This window comes from Leptospira venezuelensis (assembly GCF_002150035.1).
Lineage (GTDB): Bacteria > Spirochaetota > Leptospiria > Leptospirales > Leptospiraceae > Leptospira_B > Leptospira_B venezuelensis.
The window spans coordinates 610,351-627,044 of record NZ_NETS01000010.1 but is presented as its reverse complement, the minus strand read 5'-3'; the positions used below and the strand labels follow the sequence as shown (position 1 = coordinate 627,044).

At 38.3% G+C, this 16,694-nt stretch carries 14 protein-coding genes and 1 other RNA gene; 8 read left to right on the top strand and 7 right to left on the bottom strand.

The genetic code is table 11. From position 1 onward, the window contains the following. Positions 1 to 134 precede the first annotated feature (134 nt). Complete coding sequence (locus tag B1C82_RS10130; protein WP_234008258.1) at positions 135 to 1,064, top strand: alpha/beta fold hydrolase; 930 nt, start codon at positions 135 to 137, stop codon at positions 1,062 to 1,064. Positions 1,065 to 1,071: 7 nt separating this feature from the next. Here the strand turns inward: B1C82_RS10130 and B1C82_RS10125 are convergent, their stop codons facing one another. Further along, a complete protein-coding gene (locus B1C82_RS10125) occupies positions 1,072 to 1,698 on the bottom strand; it encodes a TetR/AcrR family transcriptional regulator (protein WP_086447466.1) in 627 nt (208 codons plus the stop codon). Between the two features lie 45 nt (positions 1,699 to 1,743). Then, on the bottom strand, positions 1,744 to 3,891 hold the full coding sequence (locus B1C82_RS10120) for a histidine kinase dimerization/phosphoacceptor domain -containing protein (RefSeq protein ID WP_234008257.1): 2,148 nt from the start codon (positions 3,889 to 3,891) through the stop codon (positions 1,744 to 1,746). Positions 3,892 to 3,944: 53 nt separating this feature from the next. On the opposite strand from B1C82_RS10120, the gene pabB reads away from it, so the two are divergent. From pabB to B1C82_RS10095, 5 genes are all read left to right on the top strand, one after another. Next, complete coding sequence (gene pabB / locus B1C82_RS10115; protein ID WP_086447464.1) at positions 3,945 to 5,756, top strand: aminodeoxychorismate synthase component I; 1,812 nt, start codon at positions 3,945 to 3,947, stop codon at positions 5,754 to 5,756. Continuing rightward, a complete protein-coding gene (thpR, locus tag B1C82_RS10110) occupies positions 5,753 to 6,286 on the top strand; it encodes an RNA 2',3'-cyclic phosphodiesterase (RefSeq protein ID WP_086447463.1) in 534 nt (177 codons plus the stop codon). Before pabB ends, thpR begins: the two co-directional genes overlap by 4 nt. 36 nt (positions 6,287 to 6,322) lie before the next feature. Continuing rightward, complete coding sequence (aat, locus tag B1C82_RS10105) at positions 6,323 to 6,982, top strand: leucyl/phenylalanyl-tRNA--protein transferase (protein ID WP_167373767.1); 660 nt, start codon at positions 6,323 to 6,325, stop codon at positions 6,980 to 6,982. Between the two features lie 81 nt (positions 6,983 to 7,063). Next, positions 7,064 to 7,351 (top strand): hypothetical protein, encoded by a 288-nt coding sequence (locus B1C82_RS10100; RefSeq protein ID WP_008591336.1) that lies wholly within the window; start codon positions 7,064 to 7,066, stop codon positions 7,349 to 7,351. A 198-nt stretch (positions 7,352 to 7,549) separates the two neighbouring features. Next, positions 7,550 to 9,607, top strand: coding sequence for an AMP-dependent synthetase/ligase (locus tag B1C82_RS10095; RefSeq protein ID WP_086447461.1), 2,058 nt, complete (start codon positions 7,550 to 7,552; stop codon positions 9,605 to 9,607). Between the two features lie 61 nt (positions 9,608 to 9,668). Here the strand turns inward: B1C82_RS10095 and B1C82_RS10090 are convergent, their stop codons facing one another. Continuing rightward, entirely contained in the window at positions 9,669 to 10,343 is a 675-nt protein-coding gene (locus tag B1C82_RS10090) for an MBL fold metallo-hydrolase (RefSeq protein ID WP_234008253.1), read from the bottom strand. Positions 10,344 to 10,596: 253 nt separating this feature from the next. Here B1C82_RS10090 and ssrA point away from each other — a divergent pair. Continuing rightward, positions 10,597 to 10,943, top strand: a transfer-messenger RNA (tmRNA) gene (ssrA, locus tag B1C82_RS10085). A 72-nt stretch (positions 10,944 to 11,015) separates the two neighbouring features. Here ssrA and B1C82_RS10080 read toward each other — a convergent pair. The 4 genes from B1C82_RS10080 to B1C82_RS10065 form a co-directional block, all read right to left on the bottom strand. Further along, complete coding sequence (locus B1C82_RS10080) at positions 11,016 to 11,960, bottom strand: alpha/beta hydrolase (protein ID WP_086447459.1); 945 nt, start codon at positions 11,958 to 11,960, stop codon at positions 11,016 to 11,018. A gap of 65 nt (positions 11,961 to 12,025) precedes the next feature. After that, positions 12,026 to 12,910 carry a patatin-like phospholipase family protein gene (locus tag B1C82_RS10075; protein ID WP_086447458.1) on the bottom strand — a complete coding sequence of 295 codons (885 nt, stop codon included), beginning with the start codon at positions 12,908 to 12,910 and terminating at the stop codon, positions 12,026 to 12,028. Between the two features lie 8 nt (positions 12,911 to 12,918). Beyond that, on the bottom strand, positions 12,919 to 13,293 hold the full coding sequence (locus tag B1C82_RS10070) for a transmembrane 220 family protein (RefSeq protein WP_086447457.1): 375 nt from the start codon (positions 13,291 to 13,293) through the stop codon (positions 12,919 to 12,921). A gap of 58 nt (positions 13,294 to 13,351) precedes the next feature. Further along, complete coding sequence (locus B1C82_RS10065) at positions 13,352 to 15,295, bottom strand: adenylate/guanylate cyclase domain-containing protein (protein ID WP_086447456.1); 1,944 nt, start codon at positions 15,293 to 15,295, stop codon at positions 13,352 to 13,354. Between the two features lie 97 nt (positions 15,296 to 15,392). Here B1C82_RS10065 and B1C82_RS10060 point away from each other — a divergent pair, with 97 nt between their 5' ends. After that, the gene (locus B1C82_RS10060; protein WP_086447455.1) at positions 15,393 to 16,649 is read left to right on the top strand and encodes a pyridoxal phosphate-dependent aminotransferase; all 1,257 of its coding nucleotides are present in this window, start codon (positions 15,393 to 15,395) and stop codon (positions 16,647 to 16,649) included. Positions 16,650 to 16,694 lie beyond the last annotated feature (45 nt).

Genomic DNA, 16,694 nt, shown 5'->3' with positions numbered 1-16,694 from the left:
AGAATGACATGTCATTCAGTTTTTGTCAATAGAGGAAATTGAAAAATTTCAAAGAAAAACATGTTTTACTTTGGGGCCGGAATGACGTATCTGTGATTCCGATTGGATGGGAATTTTCATTAAACAGGGAAATTATGAAAAGAACAAGAATAAGCTTAATGTTACTTCTCATCATTCTACTCAATTGTAGAGTTTTAGGGATCGGTTCCGATTCCTTAGAGGATTTGAAATCGAAATATGCAAACTCTGAGTCCAAGTTTGCTCCAATTGGGGATCTCAATATCCATTACAGGGACGAGGGCCAGGGTCCTGTAATAATACTATTGCACGGAGTATGTTCTTCTTTGCATACTTGGGATTCTTGGGCGGAATTATTAAAGTCTCGCTATAGAGTTATCCGTATCGATCTTCCCGGTCACGGTTTAACAGGTCCTCCTGAAGATCTAGAAAAGTTGAATTTGGAAGAAGGAGTAGAAGTACTAAATCGATTTCTGGACTATCTAAAAGTGGATTCTTTCTATTTAGTAGGAAATTCTATGGGGGGATATATCTCCTGGAATTACGTATTAAAATATCCTAATAAAGTTCAAAAATTGGTATTGATAGATGCGGCCGGATATGCTCAACCTATGCCTCCTATGATCGCTTTAGGTAGTAATCCGATCGTAAGTCCATTTGCACGACATATGCTTCCAAGTTTTATGGTAGAAAGAAGTGTGGATGAGGTTTATGGAGATCCTTCTAAAATTACACCAGAGATCAAAACAAGATACGTGGATCTTTCCAGAAGAGAAGGGAATAGACAGGCTTATAATTATTTTTTCAGGACTGCTAGGGAGAAGTTTACTGATCCTAAAATTTCAGAAGGAATTAAATCTGTAAAAACTCCTACATTGGTAATGTGGGGAAAAGAAGATCATTGGTTAAAATTGGAATACGCACAGAACTGGACAAAAGATCTTCAGAATTCTAAGTTTATCACTTACGAAGGTGCTGGTCATATCCCTATGGAAGAAATTCCGGACATCACTGCTAAAGATCTGGTGCAATTCCTTACATTATAAAATGTAACTAACGTTTGCCCATTCCTTCTAACATAAGGGTGGGCATTTCTTCCAGCCAACGTTTTGCAAATTTGGAATCTACTTTAGAAGATAAATTGATCCGAATTCCTTCGAACATCATTGCATTTACTGCTTGGGATGCAATACGAGTATCTAATTCTTTTCTCAAAAATCCTTTTTTCACGCCATTCTTCAGATATAACTCTGTAAGCCTAGCACTCTTGTCGATTCCAAGTTGCACTTTTCTTTTTACGGTTTCGTCCAAGGCCATCGCTTCAAAAAAAACGATCTTTGCTTGTCTCGGATCTTTGCTGAAAAGTTGAAATAATTCCCAGCCGATATTTTTGATCTGATTTCTATATTCTTCTATCGTATTTGATTTTTCAGGACTTTCTTTACGGACTACTTCTAATAAGCCGAGAAGGATCCGATCCACTAATGCGTGTAGGATATCTAATTTATTTTTAAAATAACGATAACAGGTTCCATGACCTATATTTAATTTTCCGGCTATGTCCGCGATACCAGCCTCATGATATCCTTTTTCAGAGAATACGTCCAATGCTGCTTCCAGGATCTGTTCTCTTCTTGCTTCTGCCCTGTTGGCAATCGGACTGGGAGGCTTTGTTCTCATGTTCTCCTTACTCCGATTTGGAGAACTAGTTCGCAAGGAATTTTCCTAATTCGGAAGTTCAAAACGAATTTGAAAACTGGCTCCATGGTCTTTGGAACTGGAAAAATCCAATTTTCCTTTTAGCTGTTTCGTTAGGACCTGGACCAAGGTTAGACCGAAGGAATGGGTTGCGATTGGATTTAACTCATTGGGTAAACCGACACCATTGTCTGAAACTTCTAAAATTACTAGATTCTCTTTCTTCTGAAGTCTGACCTGGATTTTCGGCCTTTCATTAGAAGGAGAAAAATTATGAGGAAAAGCGTATTTAAAAGAATTTGTGAGTAGTTCATTCAATGCAAGCCCGAGCGGAATTGCAATGCTGATCTCTAAATGAATAGGACTTGATATCACATCCACTCTTGTTTCCGCTCCGATCTTATAAGCAGACCTGATCTTCTCCGCAAGCCTTTTGGAATATCCTGAAAATTCTACATTTCCCAGATCATTGGATTGGTACAACTCATCATGGATGAGTGCCATGGTTTGTATCCTATTTTGACTTTCGGTAAATGCTTCATGGATTTTAGGATCGTTTTCGTATTCTGACTGAAGATTAAATAAACTGGAAATCACCTGCAGATTGTTTTTTACTCTGTGATGGATCTCTTTCAACATTACTTCCTTTTCTTTTAAGGAAGTTTTTAACTGTCTCTCCGCTTGTTTTTTATCTGTGATCTCTGTAACAGTAATAATGGTAGAAGAGAAAGTTTCTTCGAATTCAGGTGACAAAGACCAACGAATGGATGCTTCGAATTGTTTTCCATTGCAGGTGGATAATGTGGTTTCAGTATGAAGTACCCTTGCTCCAAAACGAATTCTGCTCAGAAGTTTTCTAAAATAATGATTGTTTCCTTTTCGAAAAAAGTTTCTGGCGAGAAATAGAACTTCTTCCTTTGAACTTGCTTCGAATAATCGAACTGATTCTTTGTTTGCATCTATTACACTTACAGTTTCGTAACATTCCGAAACGAACTGAGGATGCGTCTTTAGGAATTTGGAAAATTCTTTTCTGGACATCTTAGGTAGTTCATTCAACATCCTTATTACTTCAGAATAGTCACATTCTAAGATCGCGATCGGAACATTCTCAAATAGACCCTTGTAGATTGCCTCGCTTGCTCCCAGAAAACGATAAGAGCGATCCAATTCTTGGGTTCTCTCAGCCACCAGAACTTCTAATTTTTTATGGGAATGAAAAATCTCATCTTGTGCATCCATTCTTTCCTTCACTACAGATAAAGCGAGAAGCGAAGCGATCGAGATTGCGGATAAAAAACTTTGTAAAAGAAGAAGGGATACTTCCTTTGAAGCAGGAAAATTATACGAAGGTCCTTGCGAGGTTCCTAATATGGATATAATAGAAACTATAATCAGAACAAGAGAAGATTCTCTCCCTCCGAATCTGAGAGACACAAGTGAGATGACTGCGATCAGAAGGTAAGAAAGCGGAAAATACGCAGGGACCTGGTTGATACTAAAGAAGTAAAAGATCCCGCCTCCTAATAAAATTAGAAAGGAAACAAGACCGACACTTTCCTTCCAGGAATGTACTTTAAATGTTGCAATTCCTGATCCTAACCAACTTAAGAAGAACGGAAAGTATACAAATACTCCTAAAGAATCTCCCATCCACCAAGTGATCCAAGTAGGAAATAAAGAATTTAATTCTAAAATGCCTAAGAGTAGAAGTCCGGAACATGCGATCGTTGCGGCAATGATACAAACTAATGTTTCTATCCAAAGAAATCTAAGGACAAAGAAAGTGTTCTTTGTAAGATCTAATTCAGGAACAAACTTTTTATATAAATAAGCTCCCGTGAAAGATTGCAAAGTGCTCCCACACGCGATTAGCACCGCGGCCCCAAAATAAATGCTTAAATCTTGCCCTGGAATAATTTCATGTCGGATCTGGCAGTTGTATAAAAAGGAGCCTGTAAAAATCCCAAAATAGGAAACTCTTCCGAATAATAAAGGAGTGACTAGTCCCCAACCAGACGCAGGCCAAATAGGAGAGGCATAATCTGAAAAAGTACCAAAGAATTCTCCGAATTTTCCCAAAAGAAAATAAACAGAAGCTACCAGCAGAAATTTGCCGGCTGTTTGGAAGAATTTTAAGGATCGATATAACATTAATCTTAGAATCTTATTCATTTCGCTTTTAGGATTCGGAAGCAGCTGAGAATAAGGTTTTAAGACCTTTTCCAATGCTTTCCGATCTATTTCAAAACTCTAGGAAACCCTTTATTTATTTAGGAGAAGGTTTCACTGAAGAGGGGCATCTAGTTCTTACGGAGCCAAATCAGATTCTTACTACTAATCGACGAAGTGACGCAAGGAAATTCCTCTTAGAAATTCAAAACAAGGTTTCCCAAGGATATCACGCCGCAGGTTGGATCTCCTACGAAGCCGGGAATTTGTTTTTAAATCCTGACAATATGGAAGAAGTTTCGGAAGATCCTCTTCTTTGGTTCGGAATTTTTTCTGAGCCAAAGACCTTGGATCAGGCTAAAATTTCAGAATGGGAATCTAAATTTAAGGAAAAAGGTTATTCTGTTAAGATTCAATCTGAAATTAACCTGAAAGAATATGAAGAGAATTTTCGAAAGATACGGAACTTTCTCTACGAAGGAGACATCTATCAGGTCAATTTCACCTTCCCTTTGAAAATAGAATTACAAGGTTCTCTCGGAAAATTGTTTTTCGAACTCAGAAAAAAGCAACCGGTTCCGTATCAGGCCTGGATACATACGGGAGACTCTATTCAGGTACAAAGAGATATTCTTTCCTTCTCTCCTGAATTGTTTTGGGAAAGAAAACAGGATCAAATCAGAACAGTTCCGATGAAAGGAACTAGACCCAGAGGAAACAATTCTTCAGAAGATCAAAAATTAAAATTAGAACTTTCCAGTTCAGAAAAGGATAGAGCAGAAAATTTGATGATCACTGATCTTCTCCGTAACGATTTAGGAAGAATCTCTTTGCCTGGGTCTGTCAGTGTTTCTAAACTGTTCTCTATTGAAGAATATCCAACAGTTTTCCAGATGACTAGCGAAGTACGTTCTGAACTTTCTTCTGATGTAAAATGGACTGATATTTTAGAAGCGTTGTTTCCTGGTGGTTCCATCACTGGAGCTCCCAAAAAAAGATCTTCAGAGATTATCCATAATTTAGAAAAAAAAAGAGGAGTTTATACCGGAGGAATATTCTATCTCTCTCCTCAAAAAGAAATTTCTTCTATTGCGATACGTACTCTTGAATTTTCGCAAGATCCTTCTGGGCAAAAAATGGGAAGAATGGGTGTAGGTTCCGGAATTACGATAGGTTCCGATCCAAATTCAGAATGGGAAGAATGTTGGTCTAAGGCAAAGTTTTTGAATGATGCCAAAGAGGATTTTCATATATTCACAACTGCGATTTGCAAAAGAGGGAAAATCTATTTTTTAAAAGATCATAAAGATAGAATGAGAACATCAGCAAAAGAACTTGGATTCGTTTGGAAAGAAAAAGGTTGGGAATCTGTAGTTCATCAAGTAGAAAGCAAAGTTTCTTCCTACAAAATACACAGAGTGAAAATCATACTTATGCGAAGTGGAGATTTTCAGTTCGAAGTTTCAGAATTTCATTCAGGTCCCAAAGAGGGTAAGGTTCTGTTGAGTGAAACTTCTACCAATAAAAAAAATCAGTTCTTTTATCATAAAACAAATATCAGAGAAATTTTTTCCGCAGGGTACGAATCTGCTGTTTCCAAAGGTTATCTGGATCAAATTTATACAAATACTGATGGTTATTTAACAGAGGGATCTATTCATTCTATCTTTCTTCTTTTGAATGAAGAATGGATCACACCTTCTTTGGAAGAAGGAATTCTTCCTGGAGTTGCCCGGAAACAATGGGTTCGAAAACTAAAAGCCAAAGAAAAGAAAATTTCTAAACAAGATCTGAGTCTTGCTTCTAAGATCATTTTGGTAAATTCTCTTAGAGGAGTAAGAAGAGTTTCCGGAGTGGATTTCGAATGAGAAGTTTTTTAGGATTGGCTCTTCCTGATTCTATAAAATCGGATCTGGAAAAAATCTGTTTTGGCTTGGAAGAGATCCGCTGGGTTTCTCCTGAAAATTTTCATGCTACTCTTGTATTTCTGGGCGAATTAAAATCGGAAGAATTAGAAAAAGTTTCTGAGATCTGTAACGAGGTTTCTGAAAAAAGTTTTTCTTTAGAGATCAAAGGAGTAGGATTTTTCGGCAATAAGTTTCCAGAGATCCTCTATGCAGATGTAACACTTTCAGAAGAACTGAAAAAGCTTCAGAAAGTTTTAGAATCTACTCTCAGAAGGGAAGGTTTCTCGATTGAAAAACGGGATTATAAACCTCATATAACAATTGGAAGATTCAAGAGAACTCCCGAAAAACGTTTAGACCTGTATTTAAATGAATTCTCTCAATTCCAAACTGACATAGTTCCTGTGTCGGAATTCCATCTATTTTCTAGTCGCAGTGGAGCGAATGGTCAGATATACTCGGTCGAAGAATCGTATCCTCTTCTTTTGTAATAAATGGAAAATCCCAGACAAAATCAGTATTCTCCTATTCGGGACTTTTCCGATTTTTTTGCAGATCCTCGACATTCTACCGAAGAGGTTGTGGGCATTGGCGGAGATCTAAAACCAGATCGCCTTTTATATGCCTATACTCGAGGGATCTTTCCTTGGGCAGATAAACCTCTACTTTGGTTTTCTTTGGATCCGCGAGCTATCTTTGACCTAAATGTTCTTCATATTAGTTCCAGAGTTCACCGAAGAATTCGCCAAAAAAAATTTACAGTTACGTTTAATCGTGCTTTTGAGCAAGTTATGCGTTGCTGCGCGTTCAGAACAGAAGAGCAAACTTGGATAACGGAAAACTTTCTACAGGGTTTTACCAACTTTCATAAAGAAGGTTATGCTCATAGTATAGAGGTTTGGGACGAAAACGGACGGTTAGGTGGGGGAGTGTATGGTGTGGCTATCGGTAAATTTTTTGCCGGAGAGTCCATGTTCTCCTTTTTACCTGATTTCGGGAAGATCGGGCTCTATTTTTTGTTCGAAGCATTGAAGAAGGATGGTTTCACATTATTCGATACCCAGCAAATGAACCCGGTCACTTTGAATCTGGGAGCTTACGAGATCCCGAAAGATAAATTTTTGGACCGTTTGTCACTCGCTGTAGCAATCCCGAACAAATGGGTCCCACCTATGGATGAAATCTGATTTTTATGTAAAATGGATTTGATTTGCCTCGCATAATAATAAAATTACGACACAAATCAAAGTTTCTATAGGAAGATCATAATGAACCTATTCAAAAAAATTCTTGTTACCCTTCTTGTGTCTGCAATCGCTCTTTTCGGTTTCACCGGAGTAAGCGCACAAGAGACTACCGGCGACGCTCCTGCAAAGACTGAAGATGCTGGTGCTTCTAAAGCTGAGAAAAAAGAAAAGAAAGCTAAGAAGAAAAAAGCTAAGAAAAAACACCACAAGAAGCATAAGAAAGATTCCAAAAAAGGAAAAGAAGAAGGAACTAAGTCTGACTCTACTCCTGCTCCTGCAGAAGAAGGCGCTGGCGAAGAACAACAGTAATATTTTTCCTTTCTCACTCCGTTCGAGGTCCTCTCGAGCGGAGTTTTCTCTCTTTTATATATCTCTCCTTTGATTTTGCACTGCACCTATGTGTTGACTTCTTCTAAAATTTAGTTGACGGGTCACCTTCTCACATTAACGTAAACGCGCTTTATTGAGATAAGCGAAACATATCCCTTCTTCAAAGGAATAACTCCAATGTATAAGAATTTAGCAGACATGTACCTTAAGGCCGCCGAGTCTTATGGGGACAGACCAGCGTTTTGGTCGAAGGATGAAAATAAAGAATATCAGTCGACCAGCTTTAAACAATTAGTGGATCTAGGTCTCGCTTTATCAGAAGCGTTAATAGATTTAGGCGTGAAGGCCCGCGAACATATCGGAGTGTTAGCGGATAACCGTTTGGAATGGATCATAGTTGATGCGGGAGTTTTACTCTCTGGTTGCGCAAACGTTCCAAGAGGAACTGACGTAACCGATTCCGAGATGGAATATATCTTAACTCACTCCGAAGCTTCCGTAGTTTTCTTAGAAAACGATAAGATGTACGAGAAGTTCCTTAAGAACAAAGCCAAATTGAAAGGCGTGGAAACCGTCATCATTATGGACAAAGATAGCAAAACAAAAGCGAAAGGAGTTTTGCATCTTTATGATCTGATCGAAACTGGAAAAGAGTTAAGATCAAAAGGTGGACACAAGACTGAAAAAAGGATCGAAGGTATTAAACCTGATGATCTATTCACTTTGATCTATACTTCTGGAACAACTGGAATGCCTAAAGGTGTAATGCTAATGCATTCCAATATGGCTCACCAGATGGAATATGTTGTTCCTTTGATCTTAAAAAAATCAATTATTCGGGACGATGACAGTATGTTGTCTATTCTACCTGTATGGCATATCTTCGAAAGAGTCGTGGAATACTCTGCGATCTCTCTTGGGATTTCCACTTTCTACACCAAGGTTTCTGATCTAAGAAATGACCTGGCAAAAGCCAGACCTTCTTTCATGGCTTCTGCTCCACGGGTTTGGGAAAGTATTTATACTGGGATCTACAATAAGATCAACGATCCTAAGCAGACTCCTCCAGTCCGTAAATTCCTCTTCAATACTGCGTATCTGTTCTCTAAGAACTTTAACGCAGGGGTTCGTTTCTTAACTGGAAAAGAAGTAGATTACGAAAACCGTAATATCTTTAAATCTTTGGCACTTGCGGTTAAGGCAATTGCTCAGGTAATCGTATTTGGACCATTTACGGTTTCCTTGATCAGTGCTGTGGGTTATTCTTATATCAAAATGTACAAGCCTGAGTTTGCATTCTTAGCTCCGGTTCTGCTTACAATTGCGATTTTAGGATTAATCTTTAACTTCAAGACCTTGGATACTATCGTTCTTTCTAAGATCCGCCAAGCAACTGGTGGACGTCTGAGAGGGACATTATCCGGAGGTGGAGCTTTACAACGTCACGTTGATAATTTCTTCAACGATATCGGGCTTCTGGTGTTAGAAGGTTATGGAATGACTGAAAGTGCTCCCGTAATCTCAGTTCGTCATTACGATCATCCGATCATCGGCTCCGTAGGATATGTTGTTCCTAAAACTGAACTTCAGTTGAGAGACGATCACGGAAACGTACTGACTCATATCAGCAATGAAAGACAACTTGTTGCTGGTAAACTTGGCGTAAAAGGTATCGTTCATATCAAAGGGCCTCAAGTGATGAAGGGATATTACAAAAACCCTGAAACCACTAAGAAGACTATTGTAGACGGATGGCTGAACACTGGAGATATCGGGTTCATCAACTACAAACATACTCTAACTCTCACAGGAAGAGCAAAAGAAACTGTGGTTCTTTTGGGTGGAGAAAATGTTGAGCCGGTTCCAATAGAAAACCGTATGGACGAATCTCCTTATATCAAACAATCCATGGTATTCGGTCAGGACCAAAAAGTTCTGGGAGCGATCATTGTTCCGGATCTAGAAGTTTTACAACCTTGGTTAAGCCAGAATGGTATCGACGCAAAGGATATTAAAGATCTGATCGATAATGCTAAGGTGATCGATTTTTATAAAAAAGAGATTAGAGAGTATAATAGCACAAAGCACGGATTCAAATCTTTCGAATTGATTCAGCATGTGGTAATTGCTCAAAAACCTTTTGAGATAGGTGATGAATTGACCAACCTGCTCAAAATGAAAAGACACGTGATTACTGAAAAATATCAGAAGAGAATCGATAAAGTTTATAAATAGAAACTTAGATTCTAATCAGTGTGGTAGAGAATCCCTCGGAATAAAAACCGGGGGATTTTTTTTAATCTAGCTTATAAACCCTCGGAAAGACCTCTTCACCTAAAGACATAACAGCAGGGTCATGCATTGTTAAAATTTTAGTCCCACTCAAAGATAGAACGGAAACATAATCTAAAAATTCTTTATTATTGGAAAGAGAGAAGGCCCCCTCCAAAGAAAGACCCTGTCCTTGTTTACAAAATTCTATCCAATAACATTCATCTCCAGTGATCAGAAATCTTTTACCTGGAGATTTTAACCATTCTACCGCGACAGATCCTTGAGTATGTCCTCTGGTTAGTAAGATCCTGAAATTCTTAAAAACTTCCAGACTGGAATTTATAAGTTGGATTTTTCCGGATCTTTCCTTAGCGAAAAAATTTGATCTTACAGATCGCTTTGTTTTTTTTAATGAATCCCAATCTTCCGGAGTAACATAAATCTTTGCATTTGGGAAAAGACCAATTCCTCCAGAATGATCTGAATGGAAATGAGTGAGAATAATTTCTCCAATCATTCCAGATTTAATCCCTGCAGACCCTAAAATTTTATCCGAAGAGATCCAATTATGGATAGTAATCTCAGGAGTTGATATGGAAGAAGATCCTGTATCGATCAAGATATAACGTTTTTCTAATTTGATTAGATAGAATAAATATGCGATTTCAGAATCACCATCCCGTGTATCGGAGTTCATGAGTCGGTTTGGGTAGAATGATTTTCCAACCAGGATTGCATATAACCCATCCTGCAATTCGGACTGCGGTAATTTTGAGCCGGAGATTTCCTGGCTTGTATTTTTGATTTTTGGGGAAGAGGATATTCCGCAATAGAACAATAAAACCGTGACCAGTAGGATGAAAATTTTCAAAATAGGAGCACCAACGGATCTACTTTTTCTTGATTTCCTAACTAGCTCAACGGATTTTTAGTCTAACTATTAAATCTACGGGGACGAATTAGGTTTCGACTGTTGTAGTTAAGATATGGTGGCATGTAGGGGTGAGGGGCCTCTTAAAAACCTTCAAAACATTAAACGCTAACAACGAATTAGCACTAGCAGCTTAATCGCTACTACGGAAGAAAGGCTTACTCTCCCGGTGGTTTTTCTTCTGCCTTAAACGGGAGACTTTTTAGATCGGTTTTCGGTTCACGATTTAGAAAGTATTTGGATCGAATAGGAAGGACACGCCTGCTTGTGGGCTAAGGCCTTTCGAGATTTAAAACATAAGACAAACATGTAGAGGCCATATTAAGGCGCAATAGGACCCGGGTTCGAACCCCGGCGTCTCCAATGTAATTTTTAAAATACAATAATTTCTGAGGGCCTCGAAGCGAGACTGGGTCGCGGCGAACCCTTTCTTACACTTTAATCTTTCAGACCGTTCAAAAAGGCGCTTAGCCTTCTCTCATACTCCTGAGGATTTATCTCTCGAGCCCCACCATGTTCTCCTTTTTCTAAAAACCAAAGTTCTTTAGGACCTTTATAAATATTTGCTAATTCCTGGCTTTGTTGAAATGGAACAATCCTATCTTCTTTGCTATGAATGAATAAGATCGGTACGGACTTTGCGTTTGCCAAAGAACTCGCTGGACTTGGAGAAGTTTCAAACTTTCCTCTCCATTGAGTGAGCTTGATTAAAAGATAAGAAAAGAATGCTGGAATGTCTTTTGCTGTGCCTGGAAATTCTAAGATCAATCTTTCAAAATTATACATTGGATTTTCTACGATCACGGCAGAAAGTTTAGGCATCTCAGGTAAAGCGATTAGAATGGAAGAAGCCCCCACGGAACTTCCTAAAGTATAAATCCGATCGTATCTTTCTGAAAGGTAATGGTACACTGACAGTACATCTTTGGACTCTCTATAACCATATGTGAGTCCTGGGATTATGCAGGTAGCTTCTCCGTGACAACCGAAATCAAAACTATAAACATCCAGGCCTCTTTTCAAAAAGAAGTAGATATGTTTTGTCATTTCTCTTCTGTCGCTCCCTCCTCCGTGAACTAAAAAGATCGCACCTTGCGGTTTTCCTTTTCCATTTCCGAAAGTACCGATTTTCCAAGTAGGAAGATCGAATCCATTTGTAGATGGTATTTTTAGTTCTTCGAATTGAAATTTATTTGAATTTCTTAAATTTCCGCAAGATGGTCCCCAATGTTTTTCTGTTTCAGGGTTACATGTGGAGAAGTCCTTGTTGTCTCTCCAAACAGGAAATAATAACTGATTGCTCGCGGACCAAATCCCGAAGCTCATAAAGATTAGAATGAGAAGAAGAATGGTCAGTATAGACCATAATAAGATACGTTTCATAAAACCTCCTTTTGTATTCTTTTATCAATCGAGGTTTTGGAAATTGGACATCCGCTGAGATTTTTTTACTTAGAAAAAACCTTTCTCCCAAGTTCTATCCCTAACTGAACATTTTCAGTTAGGAGGTTTGCATTTGTGGTCATTCTTCCGGCCGGAAGTGTTTTTTCAGGAGCTATAATTTCGAAGTGGATTCCTTTAGGCGGATTATTCAGTATTTCCATAGCTCGATTATAACGATTATATCTTTGTTCTATAAATGCTTTTCCCATTTCCGGAAATTTAGGGAATGCCAGACTTCCTAGCAAAGGACTTGTCGGAGTTAATCGGAAATCCATAGGTTTAGTAAGAATAACAGTAATATCTTTATAGCCTGCGGATAATACAGCTTCGACTGGGATAGGATCTAAAACTCCTCCGTCCGTATACTTTGAGTTTTCTAAAAAGCCATATCCTTTAGTCGCGATTGGTAAAGAAGTAGCTGCTCTCAGTAGTGGGAAAAGATTTTGAGAAGTGGCCCTAATGTATTCTGGCTGCAAGGTTCTGAAATTGCTGACTACTATATAAAAAGGTACAGTCTTCTTTTGTTTCAGTACTTCTACTTTAATCGGGACCTTCTCTTGGAAAATATGATCTATTAGATAATCTTGGTCTAAGATTCTTTTGCCTCTGAGAAGATTCCAAAAGGAAATAAGCTGATTTCCTGCTAATTCTTTTCTCCAAATATCTAAGGCCCTTTCTATTTCTTCAGAAGAAGGATTCGGTTCAGTAACATAATAAGCGGAAGAGCAAGAACCGGAAGAGACTGCAACAATCAGATCAAATTTGCTAGGAGGATAAGTTGGGGCCATCGAAGACAAGACTCCACCTGCAAAGGAACCTCGCATTCCTCCACCTTCTATTATTAGAGCCTTTCCTTTTTTCTTTTTGGTAAATTTGGGTAGGACTGACATTGAATAACCTATTTAGAATTTTTAGAACGTTTTCTGTACCAAAGCCAGGTAATGACTACGATACTGATTAAAGCTCCTAAAAACTCTCTTCCTAATTCAATATAAGGCTTTTCGTCAGTCATCTTTGCAGTGATTAAATTTTCATTCCCTGTTCGGACCCAATCTAAGAATCCGTCGGCAGTAGCCGCAATTTCAATTAAAGCCATACCGATGATTGCATATAATAAAGGAAGTTTATCTTTATCAAACGCTGCAAGTATACATGCTAATGAAGAAGTAAAATATAGAAGCATCCAATGCAACGGATCAGGATCGTTATACTGAACTGCACCAGCGAAAATGAAATAAGCAGCTAAAAGAAGAGAAACTATTTTAAAAATCATACTTAGGCCCTATGGTTCAGGTATTATCTGGTTTGTTCGAGTTCTTGCAAATCGGTTTTTACTTATCTTCTTCTGGAGAAGTTAAACCGTTGAACACCAACTTGTAAGCTTGGGTTTCTTCGTTGATCCAGCTTTGGTGAAATTTCACTCTTTTTACCTTCCAACCTTTTTCGGTCATCAATTGGCGGAGCTGTTTTTCTCTAAAGACTGTTTCTGAGAAAACAACTTCTCCTCCATCGGCGATTGCTTGTAACTTTGCAGCAAAGTTTACTGTGTTTCCGAAATAATCTATATTACTATTTAGGTTCACTGCCAAACAAGGTCCCGTATGTAAACTTATACGGATTCGAATCGGAGTCTCAGTATTTTCCTCGGAGAAAAATTCTTGTAGTCTTACAGAAGCCTCAACAGCAGCGCTAGGGGAAGGGAAGGCGGCCATCACTGCGTCTCCTATTGTTTTTACAACTGCACCTTGGAATTCTCTTACTACTTTATAAACTTCGACAAAATGATATCTGACTTCGGAGAATGCACCGGAATCTCCCTTATTATAATAGAATTTTGTAGAGCCTACAATATCCGTGAACAGGATAGTCTGCATTCCAATATCTAATTGCAGATCGGTAGAAAGAGCCTCTTGAGAGAATAGATCTCTAAAGTCTTGGAAGTTAAATAAGTCGGTAGGCCTGAGGCAATCTTGGTCTTCTTTTCTTTCTTCGATCACAAAACCTTTTCGCGAAGAAGAAAGATTTTCTAAAATTAATTTAGGATGATGCGCAATCTCTATCTGTTCCTGAGTCTCATCCGTTTTCCAAACTAAGGTTTCATTTGGGACTTCTTCTTTGACCTCTAATAGAGAATAATTTTTTTCTCCGTTTACTCTGAGTCTATAAATTCCAGGAGAAAGTAGAAGTTTGGAATTATATGTTTCTCCTGATTCCAAATATTTTTGGAATCGAATATGACTTTTAGTCGCTGGTTCTGCCGCACAGAACATTCTTTTTTGTACTTCTCGAATAGAAGGATGCACATGAAAAGTGATCTCGATTGAATTCAATTGATTCGCTTCGAATTGTATCTCGCAAACTTCGCAAGTATCTCTTGTAGGAAGATCTCCTAAATGTTGAGCTTCAGTTCTCACTCCCCTACAATGTGGGCATACCACGTCCCAACTCATAGTGAATAATCCCAATCTACATCCATGTAAGAATACGAGTAGTAACTCTTTTTCAGGTATCTTCCATGCCTTGGATAATGCTTTAATTCTTATCCGATAAAGATCGGATTCATCTGCATCCAGAATATAGTTTAAAACTTTATCTACTATTTCTCTGGGCTGTCCTTCTCTAATATACCCAACTCGTATCTGTTGCATTCTCGCAGGAAATACAGGATTTTTTTCTGATTTAGATTCTTTGATTATGCTTAATGCGCTCGGCCCTAACCATCTATATGATCTCGTTTTGATTACGTCTTCTACTACACCTTTCAGTCCTTTAGCGTATGCCTTTTCAAGTTGGATCATTCCGAACTTTAAAAGAGTTTTTCCGAGCCAACCTTTAGGGATCCAACCAAAGTATACGAATAGTCTGGTAGAATCTTGGCCTAATGGATAAACAAGATATCTTACTCGAACATAATGAGCGAAGCCTTTGGAATAGATACGTGCATTATTGAGTTGTTTACAATATTCCCATTCCCAGGGAACTTCTTCCCATTCGGCAGGAATCCCTGCGTTTTTGGACTTACCGAAGAGGCGACCGTTGATCTCCTGAAATTTCATTTCAGGGATATCTATTCTTTTATTAAAAGAAGAAGTGTCGATCAGCCAGGGCCATACTTCTTCGGGAGAAACTTCCAGATCGAATTTCCATAACTTTTCAATGGGCTCAGCTAATGAGGCCCATTTTTCGTCCCAAGGATATTTTTCCAAGTAAGTCTGAAGGTCCAAGGTATTTGGATCCAACATATCATCATAGTCGACGGAATCGATCGTATGCATCGGTCTCTCCAGAGAGGATGTTAAGAGAATAAAAAAATCCTTCCTCTCTTAGATTATCTTTTCGGCAGTTTTGCTAAAAGAAAAGTGGAATAACCTTATGGGTAAAGATTTACTTTTTTCTGAATTTGGCGCCAAATTCCGTAACCAAACGGGGATTGGACAATTGATGGAGGACCTGGGCAATCTTTCTCCCGGGACCTATATGTTGGGTGGCGGAAGCCCGGCGTTAATCCCTGAAGTGGAAGAAGTCTGGAGAAAGATCTTAAGCCAGTTCTCTGAATCTGGTGCCTGGGATTCTATTTTAGGGAAATATGAAACTCCTACTGGCAAGGAGGAAACATTAGAAACACTTGCCTCCTTATTGAGCTCCGAAATCGGAACTTCGATTTCTAAAGATCAGATAGCGATCACTAACGGTTCCCAAAACGCCTTTTATCTTTTACTAAACTTTTATTCTGGAAAATTCGAAGATGGAACATTTAAAAAAATCTTCTTACCAGTTTTACCCGAGTATATTGGTTACTTGGATCAACCTATAAATCCTGATTCGTTCTCTTATTCTTTAGGCAAAGAAATTGTTACGGGAGAAGATGGATTTCGTTACGAGTTGGACACTTCTTCTTTTGAAAAAATAAACGAAGATCTTGGATGTGTGGTTTTGTCCCGTCCCACAAATCCAACTGGAAGAGTGGCAAAAAAAGAAGAATTAGAACTCATCCTTAATTTTGCAAGAAGTAGAAAGATCCCATTTTTATTGGATAACGCATATGGTTTTCCTTTTCCTGGGATCGTATTTTCGGATGAGAAACTTTTTCATTCTGAAGGAATGATCCAAAGTTTCAGTTTTTCTAAAATAGGTCTGCCGGGTGTCAGAACAGGTTTTGTGTTAGGAGATCCTGAAATCATTAAGACATTAAATAAAGCGAATGCAGTTCTGAATTTAGCCGGAGGAAATTTAGGGCAATATATCGCTTTGGAATTTGTAAAATCAGGAGAATGGCTCAGACTCTCGCGAGACATAGTAAAACCTTACTATCTAAAAAAAAGGGAACTTGCAATTTCTTCTATTCGAAGAGAATGGAAGGGAAAGTTAAAATATAGGATCCATGAAAGTGAGGGAGCCTTCTTTCTTTGGGTTCAATTTACAGGGCTTCGCAAAAAAATTTCTGAAATTTATCCCCTATTAAAAGAAAAAGGGGTCATTATCGTACCAGGTAAATATTTCTATCCGGTTACTAAAAGTGGAGAAAATTACGGCGAGGATTCGATACGTATGAGTTTTGCCAGAGAAGATTCAGAAATCCAAGAAGGAATACGAAAAATAGGCGAAATCCTAAGTGTATATACGGATTAATTCGATCTAATTTCAGCCAATATAGAGCTGAATAAAATTGTTTCA